Annotated in this window: 3 protein-coding genes; all 3 read right to left on the bottom strand. The window is 75.6% G+C overall.

The window, feature by feature from the left end; all coding sequences use genetic code 11:
• Positions 1 to 5 precede the first annotated feature (5 nt).
• Positions 6 to 14,792, bottom strand: a complete 14,787-nt coding sequence (locus tag ACFZB9_RS36265; RefSeq protein ID WP_391454349.1) for a type I polyketide synthase — start codon at positions 14,790 to 14,792, stop codon at positions 6 to 8.
• Between the two features lie 81 nt (positions 14,793 to 14,873).
• Positions 14,874 to 21,437: an SDR family NAD(P)-dependent oxidoreductase gene (locus tag ACFZB9_RS36260; protein ID WP_391454352.1), complete on the bottom strand. Its 6,564-nt coding sequence runs from the start codon at positions 21,435 to 21,437 to the stop codon at positions 14,874 to 14,876.
• A gap of 58 nt (positions 21,438 to 21,495) precedes the next feature.
• On the bottom strand, positions 21,496 to 22,671 hold a 1,176-nt coding region (locus ACFZB9_RS36255), incomplete at its 5' end, for a beta-ketoacyl reductase (protein ID WP_391454347.1).

Below are 22,671 nucleotides of genomic sequence, written 5' to 3'. Positions count from 1 at the left end.
GGGCGTCATTCCTTGCCGAACTCTGTGTTGATGAGGTGGAAAAGCTCTTCGTCGGTGGCCTCGTCGAGCATGTCGATGACGTCGGCGGACGGGCCCCCGCCCGCCTCGTCCCAGGCGGCCACCAGGGTGCGCAGGCGTGCGGTCACCTGCTCGCGCATGGCGTCTCCCGGTTCGAGGGCGGCCATGCCGGACTCCAGCTGGTCGAGTTGGGCCAGCAGCGGCAGCCGGACGCCCGCCATGCCCTGGAGGATCGTGGTCTCCAGGTACTCCGCCAGTGCGGTCGGCGTCGGGTAGTCGAACACCAGGGCGGCCGACAGCTGGACGCCGGTGGTCGCGACGAGGCCGTTGCGCAGCTCGACCGCCGTCAGCGAGTCGAAGCCGATCTCCCGGAACGAGCGGTGCGCGTCCAGCCCGTCGGGTGACGGATAGTCGAGGACGGCCGCGACCTGCGTGCGTACCAGCTCGACCAGCGTCCGCAGGCGCTCGTCCGCGGGCAGTGCGGCGAGCCGGCTCGCGAAACCGTCGCCGGCCCCGGCACCCGCACCCGCGGGTCCGGCGGCCCGCCGCATCGGTGTCCGGAACAGCCCGCGCAGTGCCGCCATGAGCGTGCCGCCGGCGGCCTTCCCGCGCAGGACCGCCGGGTCGAGCTGCATCGGGACGAGGACCGCCTCGTCGCCGGCCCACGCGGCGTCGAACAGCTCCAGGCCCTTGGCCCCGCTCAGCGGGACGACGCCGGCCTGCAGCATCCGCCGCAGGTCGCGGTCGGACAGGTTCCCGGCCATGCCTCCGCTGGTGTCCCACAGCCCCCATGCCAGCGAGGTGCCCGGCAGGCCCTCGGCCTGCCGCAGCCGCGCCAGGCCGTCGAGGAACGCGTTGGCGGCGGCGTAGTTGGCCTGGCCGACACCACCGAAGGTTCCGGTCCCGGAGGAGAAGAGGACGAACCTGGCCGGTCCCAGGTCCTTCGTCAGCTCGTGGAGGTTGACGGCGGCGTCGACCTTGGCCCGCAGCACCCCGTCGACGCGCGCCGGGGTGAGCGCCGTCACCACACCGTCGTCGACGGTGCCGGCCACGTGCACGACGGCGGTCAGCGGATGCCCGTCGGGGACGGCGGCCAGCACGGCCGCCAGCGCCTGGCGGTCCGCGACGTCGCAGGCGGCGAAGGTCACGGCAGCGCCCGAGCGGGTGAGGGCGGCGCGCAGCTCCGCCGCGCCGTCCGCCTGCTCGCCCCGCCGGCTGACCAGCAGGAGGTGGCGCACGCCGTGCTCGGTCACCAGGTGACGAGCCAGCAGGGCGCCGATCGCACCGGTGGCGCCGGTGACCAGGACCGTGCCGCCCTCGGCGAGGACCGGCGCCCGCCGGTCGGCCGCGGGCGCGGTGACCCGGGTCAGGCGCGGAACCAGCAGCGTCCCCGAGGCGACGGCCAGCTGCGGCTCGTCCAGGGCGTGCGCGGTGCCGATCGCGGCGAGCAGGCTGTCGCCGGCGCTGTCGGGATCGTCGAGGTCGAGCAGCAGGAACCGGTCCGGGTGCTCGGCCTGCGCCGAGAGCAGCAGGCCCCAGGCCGCCGACGCGGCGGGATCGGCCGGGGCCTGCCCGGTGTCGACCGCGCCGCTGGTGACCAGGACCAGCCTGCTGCCGGCCAGCCGGACGTCGGCCAGCAACTGCTGAACGATCGCCAGGGTCCGGTGGACGGTCTGCCGGGCCGCCTCGACCAGCGCGCCCGAGGTCGCCTCGACCGGCACGACCAACGTGTCCGGCACGGCGGCGCCCGCGTCGAGTGCCAGCCCCAGGGCGGTCAGGTCGGGGTGGACGTCCACCTGGGCGTCCAGCGCGGCGTCCAGCGCCTTGCCGATGCCGTGGGCCCAGGAGTCCTCCGCGCCGAGCACCACCCAGTCGCCGGCCGGAACCGCCGGATCGACGGCGGGGGCGGCACTCCAGGCGAGCCGGTACAGCGAGTCCGTGAAGCTGCCGGAGCGCACCACGCCGTCGGTCCCCCGGGCGGGGGCCTCGGTCAGCGACAGCGTCTCCACCACCGCGACCGGCCCGTCCTGCGGGTCGGCGAGCTCCGCCGAGAACGCGTCAGGGCCGTGCGCACGGAGCCTGACCCGCAGGGCGGTCGCACCGGCGGCGTGCAGCGAGACACCGCTCCACGCGGAGGGGCGACGCCCGCCCCGGCCGAGCCGGACGTCCGCGAGGACGGCCAGCTCGCCGACCCCGGCCAGCAGGGCCGGGTGCAGGCTGTGCCGGTCGGCCTCGGACGCCTCCTGCTCGGCGAGCACGAGGTCGGCGAAGAACTCCTCGCCGTGCCGCCACACGGCCTGGACCACGTCCGAGACCGCGTCCTCGGCGAGTGCGGCACGGGCCCAGGCCTCGTGCAGTTCCTCGGGGTCGACCGGCTCCGCCCCGGCCGGCGGCCAGGCGCCGGGCCGGGCGGCCGCCGCAGCGGGCGCCTCGGTCAGGACGCCGGCGAGATGCCGCCGCCACAGGCCGTCGGCCGCGTCCTCGGGGCGCGCGTGCAGGGTGAACGCCCGCTGCCCGTCCCGGTCCTCGGTCGCCACGTGCAGCCGGAGCTGGACTCCGCCCTCCTCGGGCAGCGGCAGCGGCTCGACGGCCGTGGCCTCCCCGATGCGGTCGTACCCGAGCTGGCCACCCGCCCACAGCGCGAGTTCCACCAGCGCGCCGCCGGACAGCTCGCAGCGGTCCGTGGCACCGGCCGCCCGGGACAACCGGGCGCTGTACAGCACGGCCCCCGGCTCCGGCAGGTCGACGCCCGCACCGAGCAGCGGGTGCGCCGCCTCGCGCAGACCGGCCGCGGACAGGTCGCCCTGCCCGGCCGACGGCAGGCCGAGCCAGTAGTGCTGGTGCCGGAAGGCATAGGTGGGCAGGTCGATCCGGGCGGCACCGCTGCCCGTGAACAGGCCCGGCCAGCTCACCCGCCCGGCCCGCACGTGCATCCGGCCGACGGCCGTCGCCAGGGTCCGGGCCTCGTCCCGGTCGCGGCGCAGCGCCGGGACGCAGACGGGCGCTCCGGCCGGATCGCCGGCCCGGGCCGCGAGGCACTCGCCCGCCATGGTGGTCAGCACCGCGTCGGGGCCGATCTCCAGGAAGGTGGTCGCCCCGCGCTCGGCAAGGGTCGCCATCCCGTGCGCGAACAGCACGGCCTGACGCACCTGACGGCTCCAGTAGGCCGGGTCGCGCAGTTCCTCCGCACGGGCGAGTTCACCGGTCACATTGGACACCAGGGGCAGGGCCGGGTCGTGGAACTCCGCTCCGGCCACCACCCGCTCGAAGTCGGCGAGCATCGGCTCCATCAGCGCCGAGTGGAAGGCGTGACTGACCGTCAGCTTCCTGGTCCGCACTGCGCGTTCGGCGAAGACGGCGGCCACCTGGTCGACCTCGGCCGCCGGGCCGGACAGCACGACGGACGCGGGCCCGTTGACGGCCGCGACGGACACCCCGTCCGCGAACGGCGCCAGCGCCTCGCGGACCTCCGCCTCACCGGCCGCGACGGCCACCATGGCCCCGCCCGCCGGCAGCGCCTGCATCAGCCAGCCGCGTGCCGCCACCACCCGGGCGGCGTCCGGCAGCGACCAGACGCCGGCGACGTGCGCCGCGGCCAGTTCGCCGATCGAGTGGCCGAGCAGGTAGTCGGGGGTGATGCCCCAGGTCTCCAGCAGCCGGAACAGGGCTACCTCCACCGCGAACAGCGCGGCCTGGGTGAAGACCGTCTGGTTCAGCTCCTGCGCCTCGGGCGTACCGGGCGCGCCGAACACGACCTCCTTCAGCGGCCGCTCCAGGTAGTGGTCGAGTTCCGCGCAGACCGCGTCGAACGCCTGCGCGTAGGCGGGGTACGCCTCGTAGAGGCGGCTGCCCATGCCGGGCCGCTGCGAGCCCTGGCCGGTGAACAGGAAGGCCACGCGGCCCTCGGCGGGCCGTTCCAGCGCGACCGCGGCACCGTCCCGGCCCTCGGCCAGCGCATCGAGGGCGCGGGCCAGGTCGGCCCGGTCGCCGGCCGCCAGGACGGCCGCGTGGTCGAGCACGGTGCGGGTCGTGGCCAGCGACCAGGCCAGGTCGCGGACCCGGGCGTCGGGCTCGGCGTCCAGGAACGAGCGCAACCGCGCGGCCTGGGCCCGCAGTCCCGCCTCGCCGCGGCCGGAGACGACCACCGGGACGGGAGTGCCGTCCCCGATCGCCGGCCGGCCGTCACCGGCCGCCGGTGCGTCCGCCGTGGCCTGCGGCCCGTCGGCCGGGGCCTGCTCGATGATCACGTGCGCGTTGGTGCCGCTGATCCCGAAGGAGGAGACACCGGCGCGGCGCGGGCGGCCCTGCTCGGGCCAGGGCCTGGCCTCGGTCAGCAGCTCCACCGCGCCCGCCGACCAGTCCACGTGCGGGGTCGGCTCGTCGATGTGCAGGGTGCGCGGCAGGACGCCGTGGCGCAGGGCCAGCACGATCTTCATGACGCCGGCCACGCCGGCCGCCGCCTGGGTGTGGCCGATGTTGGACTTGAGCGTCCCGAGCCAGAGCGGCCGGTCCTCCGGTCGGCCCTGGCCGTACGAGGCCAGGATCGCCTGCGCCTCGATCGGGTCGCCCAGCGTGGTTCCGGTGCCGTGCGCCTCCACCGCGTCGACCTCGGCGGGCGACAGACCGGCGTCCGCCAGGGCGGCGGCGATCACCCGCTGCTGGGAGGGACCGTTGGGTGCCGTCAGCCCGTTGGACGCGCCGTCCTGGTTGATCGCCGAGCCGCGCAGCACCGCGAGCACCGGGTGGCCCAGACGCTGGGCGTCCGAGAGCCGCTCCACCAGGAGGACGCCCGCGCCCTCGGCGAGCGAGAACCCGTCGGCCGCACCCGCGAAGGACTTGCAGCGGCCGTCCGCGGCCAGACCGCGCTGCCTGCTGAAGGCGAGGAAGGACGTCGGGTCGGGCATCACCATGACGCCGCCCGCCATCGCCAGGTCGCACTCGCCCATCCGCAGCGACTGTGCCGCCAGGTGCAGCGCGACCAGCGAGGACGAGCAGGCGGTGTCGATCGTGACGGCCGGGCCTTCGAGCCCCAGCACGTAGGAGACCCGGCCGGACACCACGCTGGCGGAGGCACTGGTGACCAGGTAGCCCTCCAGCTCGGCGGAGTCCCGCAGCCGGGTGCCGTAGGCCTGGTCGGCCATGCCGAAGTAGACGCCGGTCCGGCTGCCGCGCAGCGACCCGGGGTCGATGCCGGCCCGCTCCAGCGCCTCCCAGGAGGTCTCCAGCAGCAGCCGCTGCTGCGGGTCCATCGAGAGGGCCTCGCGGGGCGAGATGCCGAAGAAACCGGCGTCGAACTGCCCCGCGTCGTGCAGGAATCCGCCCTGGTCCACGTAGCTGGACTCGGGTGCGTCGGGGTCCGGGTCGAAGAGCCGGTCCAGCGGCCAGCCGCGGTCGGTGGGGAAGGGGGTGATCAGATCCGCCTCGTCCAGCAGCGCCTGCCACAGCTGCTCGGGCGTGGCGATGCCACCCGGGTAGCGGCAGCCCATGGCGACGATGGCGATCGGCTCGTCACGGCGGGGAGCGGCGGCCGGCACCGCCGGGACGGCGGGCACGGCCTCGCGGCCGCCGAAGACCTTCCGGCCGATGAACTCGGCCAGTGCCGCCAGGGTCGGGTGGTCGAAGACCATGGTGCTGGGCAGCCGCACTCCGCTGGCCGTGCTCAGCCGGTTCCGCAGCTCGACCGCGGTCAGCGAGTCGAAGCCGAGGTCCTTGAACGCCCGCCGCACATCGATCGCGTCGGCGCCGCGGTGGCCGAGCACGGCGGCGACGTGTTCGGCCACCAGCTCACGCAGGGCCCGCGCACGCTGGTCCTCGTCCAGCTCCGCCAGCCTGCGGGCCAGGGCGGATCCGGGCGCCCCGGAGCCGCCGCCCTGCGCGGGCTGCTCGGGCTCCGGCTGTGCCTGCGGCAGCTCGTCGAGCAGCCGGGAGTCGCGGCCCGAGGTGAACACCGGGACGAACTGCTCCCAGTCCACGTCGGCGAGGATGACCGAGGTCTCCCCCTCCGCCAGCATCCGCCGCAGTCCGGCGACGGCCAGGTCCGGATCGATCACCGGCAGACCCCGGCGACGGAGCGTGTCGTAGATCGCCTCGTCGACCATGCCGCCGCCGGCCCACGGCCCCCAGGCCACGGACAGGGTCGGCACACCGTCGGCGCGGCGCCGCTCCGCACGGGCGTCGAGCACCGCGTTGGCCGCGGCGTAGACCGCGTGGTCACCGGCGCCCCAGACGGCGGTGATCGAGGAGAAGTAGACGACCGCTTCCAGCTGCGCGGGGTCGAGCACGGCCTCCACGTTGGCGATGCCCTCGACCTTGGCGCCCAGCACGGTCACCAGGTCGTCCAGGCTCGCCTCGGCCAGCGGGCCCAGGACACCGGCACCGGCGGCGTGCACCACGGCCGTGATCGGTCCGCCATCGGCCTGCACCCGGTCGACGAGCGCGGCCAGCGCCGCGCGGTCGGCCGTGTCGCAGGCCTCCACGGACACCCGGGTACCGAGGGCGGCCAGCTCGGCCCGCAGCTCCGGGGCTCCGGGGGCCGCGGTGCCACGACGGCTGAGCAGCACCAGGTGGTCCACCCCCTCGGCGGCCAGCCAGCGCGCCACCCGGGCGCCGAGGACGCCGGTACCACCGGTGACCAGGACCGTTCCGCGTGGCTGCCAGCCGGGCTGCCCGGCGCAGTCGGACGCGGCGGCGTGCACCAGCCGTCGGCCGTACACGCCCGAGGGGCGCACCGCCACCTGGTCCTCGCCGCCGAGGCCCGCCAGGACCAGCGCCAGCCGCTGGGCGGCCCGCTCGTCGACGATCTCCGGCAGGTCGATCAGGCCGCCCCAGCGCTGGGGCTCCTCCAGTGCCGCCACCCGGCCCAGCGCCCAGAGCGCGGCCTGCTCGGGGTCGGCCGGTCCGGCGTCGTCCGCGGTGCCGACCGCACCGCGGGTCGCGCACCACAGGGGCGCGTCGACCCCGGCGTCCGGCAGGGCCTGGATCAGCATCATCGCCAGGGCGAGCCCGCGCGGTACCACCTGCTCCCGCGGGTGCCTGGCCTGGTCCGTCCCGAGCAGCGAGAGGACTCCGGCCGGGGCCGGGTGGTCCGCCAGCGCCGTCCGGACGGCGGCGGCGAGAGCCGCACGCTCGCCGCCGGCCTCGGCGGTGACGGCGTCCTCGTCGACCCGGAGGACGACGGTGCCCTCGGCGCGGTCCTCGACGGCGCGTACCGCGCCGAGGACGGCCGGGTGGCCGGCGAGCCCGGCGGGCACGACGACCAGCCAGTGGCCGGCGAGCCGGTTCGGCCCGCCGGACTCACCGAGCCGGGACCAGCCGACCCGGTACCGCCAGGCGTCCAGGACCGACTGCTCGCGGCGGCCGGACCGCCAGGCGGACAGGGCGGGGACGAGGTCCGCCAGCGGGGTGCGGTCGGCCAGCCCGAGGGTGTCCGCGAGGACGTCGAGGTCCTGCTCCTCGACGGCCCGCCAGAACCGCTCGTCCGCCGGATCGCCGGCCACCTGCGGCGCCACCGCCTGCGGCCAGTACCGTTCGCGCTGGAAGGCGTAGGTCGGCAGGTCCACCTGGACCGGCCGGTGGTCGCGGTAGGCGGCCGTCCAGTCGACCGGGACGCCGTTCACGGACAGCTCGGCCACCGAGGTGAGCATCCGCTCCAGGCCGCCCTCGTCCCGGCGCAGGGTGCCGACGACCACCGGCTCACCGCCGGCGCGCTCGGCGGTCTCCGAGACCGCAACGCCCAGCACCGGGTGCGGGCTGACCTCGACGAACACCAGGTGACCCCGGTCGACCAGCTCCCTGACGACCGGTTCGAGCAGTACCGGCTCCCGCAGGTTCCGGTACCAGTACTCGGCATCCAGGCCCTCGGTGTCCAGGCGCCCGGCGGTCACGGTGGAGAAGAACGCGGTCCCGGACCGGCGCGGGCGGATCGGCGCCAGTGCCTCCAGCAGCTCCTCCCGGAGTTCCTCGACCTGCGCCGAGTGCGAGGCGTAGTCCACCTCGATCCGCTTGGCGCGGATCTCCTGCGACCGTGCGTGCGCCATCACCTCGTCGAGCGCCTGCGGCTCACCGGAGACCACCACGGCGGACGGGCCGTTGACGGCCGCCACCGACACCCTGCCCTCCCAGCGTCCCAGCCACGGCTCGACCTCGGCCCGCGGCGCGGCCAGCGAGACCATGCCGCCCCGGCCGGCGAGGGCGCCCAGCGCACGGGCGCGCAGCGCCACCACGCGTGCGGCGTCCTCCAGGCAGAGCGCGCCGGCCACGCACGCGGCCGCGATCTCGCCCTGGGAGTGGCCGATCACCGCGGCCGGCACCACACCGAAGGACCGCCAGACCTCGGCCAGCGAAACCATGACGGCGAACAGCACGGGCTGGACGACGTCGACCCGGTCGAGCCCGGGCGCGCCGGCCGCGCCGCGCACCACGTCGGTGGGCGACCAGTCGACGAAGGCCGCCAGCGCCCGCTCGCACTCCGCCCAGCGGGCGGCGAACACCGCTGAGGTGTCCAGGAGTTCGACCGCCATACCGGCCCACTGACCGCCCTGTCCGGGGAACACCCAGACCGGGCCGCGCCCGGCGGGCAGCGCCTCGCCGGTCACCACCGCCTGCGCCGGCACGGCGTCGGCGACGGCCCGCAGCCCCGCCGTCAACTGCCCGCGCTCCCGGCCCAGGACGACGGCCCGGTGCTCGAACAGGGTGCGGGAGCGCAGCAGGGCGTGGCCGATGTCGCCGACCGGCAGCTCCGGCCGAACCGCCAGCTCCGCGGCCAGGCGGGCCGCCTGCGCGCGCAGCGCCTCGGCGGTACGGGCGGAGAGCACCCACGGCCGCACCGACCCCGGCTCCTGGTCCGGTCCGGGGGCCGGCTCCGGCTGGTCGGGGGCCTGCTCCAGGATCACGTGGGCGTTGGTGCCGCTCATCCCGAAGGACGAGACGCCGGCCCGCCGCGGGCGGCCGGTCCGCGGCCACGGCCTGCTCTCGGTGAGCAGCTCCACCGCGCCGGAGGACCAGTCGACCTGCGGGGTGGGCTCGTCGACGTGCAGCGTCGCGGGGAGCACGCCGTTGCGGATCGCCATCACGGCCTTGATCACGCCGCCGACACCGGCCGCCGCCATCGTGTGGCCGATGTTCGACTTGAGGGAGCCGAGGTAGAGCGGCCGGTCCTCGGCGCGGTCCCGGCCGTAGGTGGCCAGGAGCGCCTGGGCCTCGATCGGGTCACCCAGGCGGGTGCCGGTGCCGTGTGCCTCGACGAGGTCCACGTCCCGGGGGGCGAGGCCCGCGACGGCCAGCGTCCGGCGGATCACCCGCTGCTGGGAGGGGCCGTTCGGCGCGGTGAGGCCGTTGGAGGCGCCGTCCTGGTTGATCGCGCTGCCCCGCACGGTGGCGAGCACCCGGTGCCCGTTGCGCAAGGCGTCGGACAGCCGCTCGACGACCAGGACGCCGACGCCCTCGGCCCAGCCGGTGCCGTCGGCCGCCGCCGCGAAGGACTTGCAGCGCCCGTCCGCCGCCAGACCGTTCTGCCGGGCGAACTCCACGAAGCCCACCGGGGTGCTCATCACGGTCACACCGCCGGCCAGGGCGAGGTCGCACTCACCGTTGCGCAGCGACTGCGCGGCCAGGTGCAGGGCGACGAGCGAGGAGGAGCACGCGGTGTCCACGGTGACCGCCGGACCCTCAAGGCCGAGGGCGTAGGCGATCCGGCCCGAGACCACACTGGTGGCGGTGCCCGTCATCAGGTAGCCCTCGCTCTCGGGCACCCCGGAGAGGACCTGGGCGTAGTCCGAACCGGCCACGCCGGAGAAGACGCCGGTGCTGCTGCCGCGCACCGCGGACCCGTCGATCCCGGCCCGCTCCAGCGCCTCCCAGGACACCTCCAGCAGCAGCCGCTGCTGCGGGTCCATCGCCAGCGCCTCCCGGGGCGCCACGCCGAAGAAGCCCGCGTCGAACTCGGCGGCGTCGGACAGGAATCCGCCCTCGGTCGGCATCGGCGTCCCGTCGGAGGCGTCGCCGCGGCGCAGCGCCGCGATGTCCCAGCCGCGGTCGAGCGGGAAGCCCGCGATGCCGTCGCCGCCGGACACCACCAGCTGCCAGAGGTCCTCCGGTCCGGTGACGCCGCCGGGGTAGCGGCAGGCCATGCCGACGATGGCCACGGGCTCATCGGTCACGGCTGCGCTGGTGGACGGCAGGCCGGCGTCGGCGGTGACGCCGAGCAGCTCCTCGCGCAGGTACGAAGCCACCGCCTCCGGGGTCGGGTAGTCGAAGACCACCGTCGCGGGAACCGGCAGGCCGCTGTCGGCCGCGAGCCGGTCACGGAACCGGACGGCCGTCAGCGAGTCGAAGCCGAGCTCCTGGAACGGCTGGCCCGGGTGGACCGCGTCGGCCGAGGGGTGTCCGAGGACGGCCGCGGCGTGCGCGCGGACCAGCTCCAGCAGGCGGTGCGGCAGTTCCGCCGGGTCGACGGCGGCCAGCGGGTGGTCCGCGGGGACCGGCCGCGCCGCCCGGGGGGTGTTGCCCGCCAGCGCCCGGACCTCGGGCAGGTCGGCGACCAGCGGGCGGGAGCGGATGGCGGTGAAGCGCGGGTGGAAGGCGCTCCAGTCGATGTCCGCCACGACCGTGACCGCCTCGTCGGCGTCGAAGGCCCGGCCAAGAGCCTCCAGAGCCAGGCGCGGACGCATCGGGACCAGCCCGAGCTCCGCACCCGGGACCGGCGCGTCCGGGCCCGCGTCCGCGCCCCAGGGACCCCAGCCCACGCAGAGGGCGGGGACCCCGTCGGCGCGCAGCCGCTGGGCCAGGAACTCCAGCAGCCCGTGCGCGAGGACGTGCACGGCGTCCTCGCCGCCCCAGGCACCGCTGACCGACGACAGCAGGACGAAGGCGTCGAGGTCCGTGTCCGGGACCAGGTCGGCGAGCAGCGCCGCGCCCGCGACCCGGTCGTGCAGCTGTCGGGACAGCAGGCCCGGCTCGGCGGCGCGCAGCACGGATTCGGCTCCGGGCGCGGTCGCACCGGGGTTCTCGATGTGGACGACGGCGGTGAGCGGGTACTCGGCCGGGAGCGCCGCCCGCAGGGCCTCGGGGTCGTGCCCGTCCCAGAGGGCGGTGGCGCAGGTGCTGCCGTCGGCCGGGTCCGTCCGGAGGGCGGCGAGGTCGGGAGCCGGCTGATCGGGCCGGTGCAGCAGGACCAGGTGCCGCTGCGCACCGGCGGTGAGCCAGCCGACCAGGTCGGCGGTGACGGCGCCGACGTCGCCCGTGATCAGGGTGGTGCCGCCGGACCGCCAGGCCCGGTCACGGACGGGCCGCCGGACGGCCCGGGTCAGCCTGCGGGCGAACACGCCGTTGGCCCGCACGGCGAGTTCGTCCTCGCCACGCGGGTCGGCGAGCAGCGCGACCAGCACCGCCGAGTGGTCCTGCGGACCGTCGGCCAGGTCGATCAGGCCGCCCCAGCGGCCGGGGAACTCGCCGGCCGCGGCCCGGCCCAGACCCGGGAAGAAGGCCTGCGACTGATCCGCCGGGGCGTCCTCGCCGCCGACCGAGACCGCGCGCCGGGTGACGCACCAGAGCGGGGCCCGCACCTGCGCCTCGCCGAGCGCCTGGAGCAGGGTCGTGGTCGCGGCCAGGGCGGCCGGTACCAGCGGGGCGTGCGGGTCCGGTGTCCGGTCGAGAGCCAGCATGGAGAGCACGCCCGCCGGGGCCTCGGTGCCGTCGAGCGCGGCCCGCAGCCGCGCGGCAAGGGCGGCCCGGTCGGTGTCCGCCGGACCGGCGGGCAGGGTCACGAGCCCGTCCGCGTGCCGTTCCAGGGCCGCCAGCACCCCGATGACCACCGGGTCGTCCTGGGCGGCGGACGGAACGACCACCAGCCAGGTGCCGCCCGGGCCGCCGTCCCCGGGCCGGCCGACCGGCTCCCAGCCGAGCCGGTGCAGCAGGCGGTCCCCGGCGTGCCCGGCCGGGTCCGCGAAGGCCGGCGCGGCGGTCGGGGCGGGGCTGGCCGGCAGCCAGTACCGCCGGCGCTGGAAGGCGTAGGTCGGCAGGGCGGGCACCGGCCGGGCCGGGTCCGCCCCGAGGACCGCCGCCCAGTCCACCGACCGGCCGCGGACGTGCAGTTCGGCGAGGCCGGCCAGCAGGGTGTGCGACTCCTCGCGATGGCGATCCAGCGCGGGGACCAGCGCCACCGCGTCGCCGAGGTCGGCGAGGCAGTCGCGGGCCATCGCGGTGAGCACCCCGCCGGGGCCCAGTTCGAGGCAGGCCGTCACCCCCAGGGAGTGCAGGGTGCGCATCCCGTCGTGGAACCGGACGGCCTCGCGGACGTGCCGCACCCAGTACTCGGCCGAGCACAGCTGCTCCGCGGTGACCGGCTCGCCGGTCAGGTCGGAGACGATCGGGATCCGCGGGGCGCGGAAGTCCAGCGTCTGCGCCACGGCCCTGAACTCGGCCAGCATCGGGTCCATGAGGTGCGAGTGGAAGGCATGACTGACCGTCAGCCGACGGTGGCGGTGACCCCGCTGGGCACAGCGCCGGGCGAGTTCCTCGATCGTCTCCTCGGCGCCGGAGAGCACCAGCGACCTGGGCCCGTTGACGGCCGCGACCGCCACCGGTCCGAGGTCGCCCGCCTCCGCCAGGAGATCGGGCAGCTCCGATTCGGGCAGCTCGACGGCGAGCATCGCCCCGCCCGCGGGCAGCGCCTGCATGAGACGGCCGCGGGCGGCGACCAGGGTGCAGGCGTCGTCCAGGGAGAGCACCCCGGCGACGTGGGCGGCGCTCAGCTCACCGATCGAGTGGCCGAGGAGGTGGTCGGGGACGAGGTTCCAGTGCTCCAGGAGGCGGAACAGCGCCACCTCCACGGCGAACAGCGCCGCCTGGGTGTACTCGGTGCGGTTGACCAGCGGTTCGCCGTCCACCTGCGCTCCGGCCAGGACGACGTCCCCGAGCGGGTGCTCCAGCAGCGGGTCGATCCTGGCGCACACCTCGTCGAAGGCCTCGGCGAACCGCGGGTACGCCTCGTACAGGCCCCGGCCCATGCCGGGGCGCTGGGCGCCCTGACCGGTGAAGAGGAAAGCGAGCCCGCCGGTCGGGCGGGTCCTGCCGAGCACGACGGCAGGGTGGACCGTGCCCCGGGCGAGGGCGTCGAGCCCGTCCAGCAGCTGCGCACCGTCGGCTCCGACCACGGCGGCGCGGTGGGTCAGCGCGGCCCGGGTCGTCACCAGCGAGGCCGCCCAGTCGGTCGGCGCCGCCGTGGGATCGGCTGCGACGGCCCGGCCCAGCCGGCGGGCCTGCGCCCGCAGCGCCTCCTCGCCGCGGGCGGAGAGCAGCCACGCCACCGGGGCGCCGTCGGGCGCGGTGGTGCCGGCGGGCGCGGTGGTGACGTCGGCGGGCGCGGTGGTGACGTCGGGCACGGTGCTGCCGTCGGCGGGCGCGGTCGTCCCGGTCTCGGGGGCCTGCTCCAGGATCACGTGCGCGTTGGTGCCGCTGATGCCGAAGGAGGAGACGGCGGACCGCCGGGCCCGGCCGGTCCGCGGCCAGTCGCGCTGCTCGGTCAGCAGCCGGACCTCGCCGGCCGACCAGTCGACCTCCGGGGTCGGCCGGTCCACGTGGAGCGTGGCGGGCAGCAGGCCGTGCCGCATCGCCATGACCATCTTGATCACGCCGGCCAGACCGGAGGCCGCCTGGGTGTGGCCGATGTTGGACTTGACCGAGCCGAGCCAGAGCGGCTGGTCCGCCGGGCGGTCCTGCCCATAGGTGGCGAGCAGCGCCTGGGCCTCGACCGGGTCTCCCAGCCGGGTGCCGGTGCCGTGGCCCTCGACCACGTCGACCTGACCGGGGCTCAGCCTGGCGTCCTCCAGGGCCTGGCGGATCACCCGCTGCTGGGACGGGCCGTTCGGCGCGGTGAGCCCGTTGGAGGCGCCGTCCTGGTTGACCGCGGTGCCGCGCACGACGGCCAGGACGGGGTGCCCGAGCCGCTCGGCATCCGAGAGCTTCTCCAGCAGGAGAACAGCGACGCCCTCCCCCCATCCCGTGCCGTCGGCCGCGGCCGCGAAGGCCTTGCACCTGGCGTCCCCGGCGAGCCCGCCCTGCTGGGCGAACTCGGCGAACAGCGTCGGACCGGCCATCACCGCGGCACCGCCGGCCAGCGCGAAGGAGCACTCGCCGGACCGCAGGGCCGCGACCGCGAGGTGCAGCGCCACCAGCGAGGACGAGCAGGCGGTGTCGACCGTGAGGGCGGGGCCCTCCAGGCCCAGGGTGTAGGACAGGCGACCCGAGGCGACGCTGCTGGTGGTGCCGGTCAGGATGTGCCCCAGGACCTCCTGACGGGCCTGCTCGTCGTGGGGGCCGTAGCGCTGGTCGGCCATCCCGACGAAGACCGCGCCGTCGCTGCCCCGCAGCGCCGTGGGGTCGATCCCGGCCCGTTCGAAGGCCTCCCAGGAGGTCTCCAGGAGCAGCCGCTGCTGCGGGTCCATCGCCAGCGCCTCGCGCGGCGAGACACCGAAGAACCCGGCGTCGAACTCTCCTGCTTCGTACAGGAATCCGCCCTCGCGCCGGACCCCGGAGCCGAGGTCCGACACCTCCCAGCCGCGGTCCGCGGGGAACGCGGCGATCGCGTCGTTCCCGGAGCGGGTGAACTCCCAGAGATCCTCCGGGGACTGGATACCGCCCGGGTAGCGGCAGCCGATGGAGACGATCGCGATGGGCTCCGGCGCGGCCGACTCCAACTCGTGCAGCCGCTGCCGGGTCCGCTGCAGATCCGCGGTGACCTTCTTCAGGTAGTCGACGAGCTTCCCGTCACTTACCACTGCGATCAACTCCTTTGCCGTGCGGCGTTTTCATGACGGGACAGGCGGGGCGGGACAGGACGGGGCGGGCGGTACGGCCGCTCACCCGAGATCACCGAACTCGCTGTCGATGAACGCGAGGACCTCGTCGGCCGTGGCGTCGTCGAGCGGGGAGCCGCCGGCGCTGTCCGGGCCGCCGGCCGCGTCGACGGCCCACATCAGCCGCTTGAGGCGGCGCGCCACTTCCTCGAACTCCTCGTCGTCCGAGCCGATGGCCTCGATGTCCGTCTCCAGGCGTTCCAGTCCGCGCAGCACCCGCTGGGCCGCCGTCGCCTCGGCGGGAACCAGGAGGGCGAGAAGGTGCTCGGTCAGGACGGCGGGCGTCGGGTGGTCGAAGACCAGCGTGGCGGGCAGCGTGAGCCCGGTCGCGGTCTGCAGGTGGTTCCGGAGTTCCACCGCGGTCAGCGAGTCGAAGCCGACCTCCTTGAAGGCCTGGTCCGGCTCGACGGCGTCCGCGGCCGCATGTCCGAGCACCGCGGCGGTACGCGCCAGCACGAGCTCCAGCACCGCGCGGCCGCGGTCCTCCGGGGACAGCGCGGCCAGCCCGGCACCGAAACCGCCGGCCACGGGTGCGGCGGGCCCGGAGGCCGTCGAGAGCGCCGAGCGGCGGACCTTGACGAGCTGTCGGAGCACCGCCGGAACGGCGCCGTCGGCGTGACGGGTGCGCAGGCCGGCGAGGTCCAGCTTGGCGGGCACCAGCACGGCGCGGTCGGCGACCAGGCCGCCGTCGAACAGGGCGAGGGCGGTCTGCGTGCTCAGCGGCGCGACACCGACCCGGCCGACCCGGCGAAGATCCCGCTCCGCGAGGCGGCCGGTCATCCCACTGGCCTGCTCCCACAGCCCCCAGGCCAGCGAGACCGCGGCCAGGCCACGGGAGCGCCGGTGCTCGGCGAGAGCGTCGAGGAACGCGTTGGCCGCCGAGTAGCTGCCCTGTCCGGCGCCGCCGAGTACGGCGGCGGCCGAGGAGAACAGCACGAACAGGTCCAGGTCCAGATGCTCGGTCAGCCGGTGCAGGTTCCAGGCGCCGTCGACCTTCGGGCTCAGCACCCCGGAGAGCCGCTCGCGGCTCAGCGAGGAGATGACCGCGTCGTCGGTGACACCGGCGGCGTGCACGACACCGGCCAGGCGGTGGTCGGCGTGGATGGAGTCGAGCAGCGAGGCGACGGCCTGCCGGTCGGCGGCATCGCACGCCGCGACCCGGAGCCGAGCACCGTGGCGCCCGAGTTCCGAGCGGAGCGTGGCGAGTTCCGGCGTCTGGGCACCGCTGCGCCCGGCGAGCACCACATGCCGCAGGCCGTGCCCGGTGACCAGGTGGCGTGCCAGCAGCCGGCCCAGGGTGCCGGTGCCGCCGGTGATCAGGACGGCGTCGTCCGGGCCGAACGCGACGCCCAGGGTGAGGGCGGCCCGGCCGGTCAGCGTCGCCTGGCTCAGCGCCCGGAACGCCTCGGGGGCCCGGCGGATGTCCCAGGAGGCCACCGGGATCGGGGCCAGCACCCCGCGCTCGAAGAGCGCGGACAGCTCGCCGAGGATCTCGCCCAGCCGCTCGGGCCCGGGGTCGGCCAGGTCGAAGGCCCGGTACCGCACGCCCGGGTGGTCGGCGGCGACGCCCTGCGGGTCCCGCAGGTCGAGTTTGCCGATCTCCAGGAACCGGCCGCCCCGCGGCAGCAGTTCCAGCGAGGCGTCCAGGTACGGCCCCGCGAGGCAGTTCAGCACGACGTCCACGCCCCGGCCGCCGGTGGCGGCCAGGATCCGCTCGCGGAACTCCAGGGTCCGCGAGGAGGAGATGTGCGGGTCGTCCAGGCCGGCGGCACGCAGCGCGTCCCACTTGGGCTCACTGGCCGTGCCGAACACCTCGGCGCCCAGGTGCCGGGCCAGCCGCACCGCGGCCGTGCCGACCCCGCCCGCCGCGGCGTGCACCAGGACCGACTCGCTCTCCCGCAGCCCGGCGAGATCGACCAGCCCGTACCAGGCGGTCAGGTACGCCACGGTGGCGGTCGCGCCCTCGGCGAAGGTCCAGCCGGTGGGGAGGGCGATCACCGTGCGGTGGTCGGCCTGCGCGGTCGGGCCGAAGGAGCCGTCGAGCATGCCCATCACCCGGTCGCCGGGCCGGAATCCGGTGACGCCGGGCCCGACCTCGGTGACCACGCCGGCGCCCTCGACGCCGAGCCGGGCCGCCCCGGGGTACATGCCGAGCGCGATCAGGGTGTCGCGGAAGTTCATCCCGGCCGCGCGCACCATGACCCGCAGCCGGCCCTCACCGAGGGGTTCCTCGGCCTCGCCGCACGGCAGCAGGGCGAGATTGTCCAGCGTGCCCTGACCGGTGGTGTCCAGGCGCCAGGCGCCGCCGGGCGGCGGGGTGAGGCCGGTGTCACCGTCCGCCCTGGCCAGCCGGCGGACGAACGCACGCCCGTCGCGCAGCGCCGTCTCCGGCTCGCCGGACACGACGGCCCGGACGACCTGCTGGAGATCCGCGGCCCCGTCGGCCGGGTCCAGGTCGAGCAGCACGATCCGGTCGGGGTTCTCCGTCTGCGCCGATCGGACGAGACCGCTGACGGCGGCCTGTGCCGGGTCGACCGGCCCCACGCCGTGCGGAAGTGCCACCGCACCGCGGGTCGCCACCACCAGCCTGCCCGCGGCGAGGCGTTCGTCGGCGAGCCAGCCCTGGAGCAGTTCCAGGGCCCAGCCGGTGGCCCGGTGGGCGGCCTCGGCGACATCCTCGTCCCGGCCGGGCGGGCACCAGGCCAGCACCACCTCGGGGACGGCCGCGCCGGCGTCCAGCGCCGAGCGCAGCTGCGCCAGGCCGGCGTGGTGCGGCAGTGCCCCGAACGGCTCGGTGTCCGATTCCGCGCCGAGCACGGCGAGCCGGGCCGACGGCAGATCGCCGGGGTGCTCCTGGGCGACCCAGTCGGTGCGGAAGAGCACGTCGGTCTCGCCGTCGGCCGGGGCGCGCAGGGCCTGCGGCGCCACGGGACGCAGGGCGAGCGCGTCCACCGTGGCCACCGGTGCGCCGTCCGCGTCGGCGGCGATCAGCACGACGTCGCCGTTGGGACGGCGGGTGAGCCGGACCCGCAGCGAGGCGGCCGCACCCGCGTGCAGGCGCAGCCCGCTCCAGGAGAACGGCAGCCGGGCCGAGCCCGGCTCGTCGTCCTCCCGGGCGAGCGGGCCGAGCGCGTGCAGCGCGGCGTCCAGCAGGGCCGGGTGCAGGCCGAACCGGGCCGCGTCGGCGGCGGCCTCCTGCGGCAGCGCGACCTCGGCGAAGATCTCCGCACCGCGCCGCCAGGCGCGCCGCAGGCCCTGGAAGGCGGGTCCGTAGTCGAGGCCGGCGGCCACCAGGCCGGTGTAGAAGCCGTCGAGGGCGACCGGCTCGGCGTCGGCCGGCGGCCAGGCCGAGAGTTCGGGCAGCGCGTCGGGCCGGTCGCCCGACGGTTCGAGGACCCCCTGCGCGTGCCTGGTCCACGGCGCCGGACCGGAGCCGTCGGGACGCGAGTACACCGCGATCGGACGGCACCCGTCCTCATCGGGGCGGCCGACCTCCAGTTGGACCCGGACCTGCCCCTGCTCGGGGAGCACCAGTGGCGCGTACAGGTTCAGCTCGCGCACGCTCTCGCAGCCCAGCCGCTCACCGGCCCACCAGGCGAGGTCGACGAACGCCGTGCCGGGGACCAGGACTGCGCCCAGCACGGTGTGGTCGGCGAGCCACGGGGAGGAATCGCGCGAGAGCACCCCGGTGGCGAACGCCTCGTCCCCGGAGGCGGATTCGACCCAGCGGCCCAGCAGCGGATGCCCCGTACCGTCGGCCGCGCCGCCCGCCGCGGCACTCCCGACGACGGCCGGTGCGTTCACCCAGTAGCGCTGCCGCTGGAAGGGCGAGGTGGGTGCGGCCACCGGCCGGGCGCCGGTACCGGAGAAGAAGGCGTCCCAGTGGACCGCCGTGCCGCGGACGAAGACCCGGCCGAGGGCGGTCGCCATGCTGTGCGCCTCGTCCCGGCCGCGGCGCAGCGCCGGGACGCAGGCCACCGCCGTCGCAGCCGCGTTGGCGCACTCCTCGGCCATCGCCGAGAGCACGCCGTCCGGCCCGATCTCCAGGAAGGTCCGGGCGCCGGCGTCCAGCAGCGTGCCGACGCCCTGGGCGAAACGCACGCAGCCGCGGACCTGGCGCACCCAGTAGCCGGGCTCGCACAGCTCCTCGGTGACGAATCCTCCGGTGAGGTCGGACACCACGGGAAGCACCGGTGCGCGGAACGCGACCTCGCTCAGGACCTGCTCGAAGTCGGCGAGCATCGGCTCCATGAGTTCCGAGTGGAAGGCATGCGAGACCGTCAGCCGCCGGGTGCGCACACCGCGCTCGGCGAACCCGGCGAGCACCGTCGCCACCGCCTCGGCCTCACCCGACACCACGACGGAGGACGGGCCGTTGACGGCCGCGATGCCGATCCGGCCGGGGAGGCCGGCGAGGGCCGCGAGCACCTCGTCCTCGCCCGCGGCCACCGCACCCATCGCCCCGCCCGGCGGGAGCGCCTGCATCAGGCGGCCCCGGGCGGCGACCACCCGGGCCGCGTCCGCCAGCGACCAGACGCCCGCCACGTGCGCCGCGACGAGTTCGCCGACGGAGTGGCCGAGCAGGAACTCCGGCCGCACTCCCCACGACTCGACCAGTCGGTAGAGCGCGACCTCCACCGCGAACAGGCCGGCCTGGGTGTAGTCGGTGCCGTCGAGCAGGGCCGCCCGATCCGATCCCGGCCCGGCGAACACGACCTCGCGCAGCGGCACCGGCAGATGGCGGTCCAGCTCACGGCAGACCTCGTCGAACGCCGCGGCGAAGACGGGGAACGCGCGGTACAGCCCGCTGCCCATGCCGACCCGCTGAGCGCCCTGTCCGGTGAACAGGACGGCGAGCGGCCCCTCGGCCGCGCTGTCCGGCTCGACGGTGCCGCCGGCCACGGCGGCCAGCCCGGCAGCGAGTTCGGCCGCGTCGGCGGCGACCACCACGGCAGCGCGGTCCAGCAGGGCCCGCGAGCCCGTGGACACCACGGCGAGATCCTGCGGGCGCACCCCGGGGGCCGTTCCCAGCCAGTCGCCCCAGCGCCCGGCCAACGCGCGCACACCCTCGTCGGATCGGCCCGAGACCACCACGGGCACCGGGAGCGGCAGGGGGCGGGAGGCCTCGTCGCCGGCCCACTCGCCGCCGGTGGGCTCGCCGCCGGCCGGCTCCGGCTGCTGACGGGACGGCGCCTCCTCCACGATCACGTGGGCATTGGTTCCGCTGACCCCGAAGGAGGACACGCCCGCGCGGCGGGGCTCGTCACCCGCCGGCCACTCCTGGGCCCGCGTCAGCAGCTCCACCGTGCCCGACGACCAGTCCACGAACGGCGAGGGCTCGTCCACGTGCAGCGTCCTGGGCAGCAGCCCCGCCCGCAGCGCCAGCACCATCTTGATCACACCGGCCACACCCGCGGCCGCCTGCGTGTGACCGATGTTCGACTTCAGGGAGCCCAGCCACAACGGCCGGTCGGCAGAACGGTCCTGACCGTACGTCGCCAGCAGCGCCTGCGCCTCGATCGGATCGCCCAGCTTCGTGCCCGTCCCGTGCGCCTCCACCGCGCCGACCTGGTCGGCCAGGAGCCCGGCGTCCGCCAGGGCCTGGCGGATCACCCGCTGCTGGGACGGACCGTTGGGCGCCGTCAGACCGTTCGACGCACCGTCCTGGTTCACCGCACTGCCCTTGAGCACGGCCAGTACCTCATGGCCGTTGCGCAGCGCGTCGGAGAGCCGCTCCACCAGGACGAGGCCGACGCCCTCGCCGGGCCCCATGCCGTCGGCCCGGGCGGAGAACGCCTTGCACCGGCCGTCCACCGCCACGCCACCCTGCCGGCTGAACTCCACGATCATGTTCGGCGACGACATGACGCACACACCGCCCGCGAGCGCGAGATCGCACTCACCCGCGCGCAGCGCGCGGGCCGCCAGATGCAGCGTCACCAGGGAGGAGGAGCATGCCGTGTCGACGGTCAGCGCCGGGCCCTCCAGGCCCAGCACGTAGGAGATCCGCCCCGAGGCGACACTCGTCGTGTTGCCGGTGAGCAGGTACCCCGCGGTGTTCTCCGGCCCCTGGAAGGGGCGGAATCCGTAGTCCTGGTTGGTCAGGCCGACGAAGACCCCGGTCCGGCTCCCGCGCAGCGCGTGCGGGTTGATCCCCGCCCGCTCCAGCAGCTCCCAGGAGGTCTCCAGCAGCAGCCGCTGCTGCGGATCCATCGCCAGCGCCTCACGCGGCGAGATCCCGAAGAACCCCGCGTCGAAGAGGTCCGCGTCATCGAGGAAGCCACCCTCGGCGGTCGCCGAGATACCGGAACCGTCCTCACCCGACAGCGCCGGCAGATCCCACCCACGGCCGCTCGGCAGACCACCGATCGTCTCACCACCGGCCACGAGCAGGTCCCACAGCTTCTCGGGGGAATCCACACCGCCCGGAAAACGGCAGCTCATCGAGACGATCGCGATCGGCTCCGAGCCCGCGTCCTCGATCTCCCTCAGGCGCCGACGGCTCTCCTGGAGCTCAGCCGTGACCTGCTTGAGAAAATGACGGAGCCTTTCCTCATTCGACATCAGACAGATTTCCCCTACGAAGGCAGCTGAATGCTGACCGGATGGACGGATCACGGCGGAATCAGGAGATTCCGAATTCCCTGCCGAGCAAGCTGAACATCTCCTCGTCGGACGCCGATTCGAGTTCCACCGACGAGTCCGACACCTCCTGCGACGGCGCGGCCTCGGTCGCCTGCCCGAGGATCGACCGGAGCCGCCCGAGGACCCGGTCGCGTGTCCCGCTGTCCTCCGTGAGCGCGGCGAGGCCCTCCTCGAACCGGGCCAGTTCCTCCAGCAGCGCATCCTCGGCCGAGGCGGCACCGCCCGGGAACAGCTCCGCACGCAGGACGGCGACCACGGCCTTCGGCGACGGGTGGTCGAACACCAGCGTCGCGGGCAGCCGGATCCCGGCCGCGGTGGTGAGCCGGTTGCGCAGCTCGACCGCCGTCAGGGAATCGAATCCGAGTTCCTTGAAGCTCCGGCCCGGCTGGACGCCCTCGGTGCCGGTGTGGCCCAGCACCGCGGCCACCTCGGACCTGACCAGCTCCAGGAGAACGCGGTCCTGCTCGGCCGCGGACATCCCGGCCAGTCGCTCGGCGAACGGCGCCCGGGTGTCGGCCGCCTCGCCCTCGGCGGACTCGACGGCCCCGAGCAGGCCGGCCTCCGCAAGCTCGTCGAACAGCGGGGTCGGCCTCGCCGAGGTGAAGACCGGGAGGAAACGGTCCCAGTCGACATCCGCGACGGCGATGAACGTCTCCTCGTCCACCAGGGCCTGCTGCAGTGCCTCGAACGCCCGGTCCGGGCCGATCAGCGGCAGACCCTGCCGGCGCAGGCGGTCGACGTCCACACCCTCCGGCACGCTGGCCGTGTCGTCCGGTGTCGCCCCACCCCAGACGCCCCAGGCCACCGTGGTGGCCGGCACCCCGCGTTGCCGGCGCTGGTCCGCGAGCACATCCAGGTAGGCATTGCCCGCCGCGTACGCCGCGTGGTCGCCGCTGCCCCAGACACCGGCGATCGACGAGAAGAACACGACGTTCTCGACCCCGTAATCGTCCACCAGGGCATCGATGTTGGCGGCTCCCGCCACCTTGGCGCCGAAGGTCTCGGCGTAGTGCGCCGCGTCCGTCCCGGTGACCGGTGCGAGCCTGGTGACACCGGCCAGATGGATGACGGTGGTGAGCGGATACTCCTCGGGCAGCGAGTCCAACAGGGACCGCAACGCCTCCCGGTCCGCGACATCACACGCCGCCACCGTCAC

It is taken from the genome of Kitasatospora sp. NPDC008050 (assembly GCF_042957465.1).
Lineage (GTDB): Bacteria > Actinomycetota > Actinomycetes > Streptomycetales > Streptomycetaceae > Kitasatospora.
The sequence above is the reverse complement of the archived record's forward strand: the minus strand, read 5'-3'. Positions and strand labels throughout refer to the sequence as shown.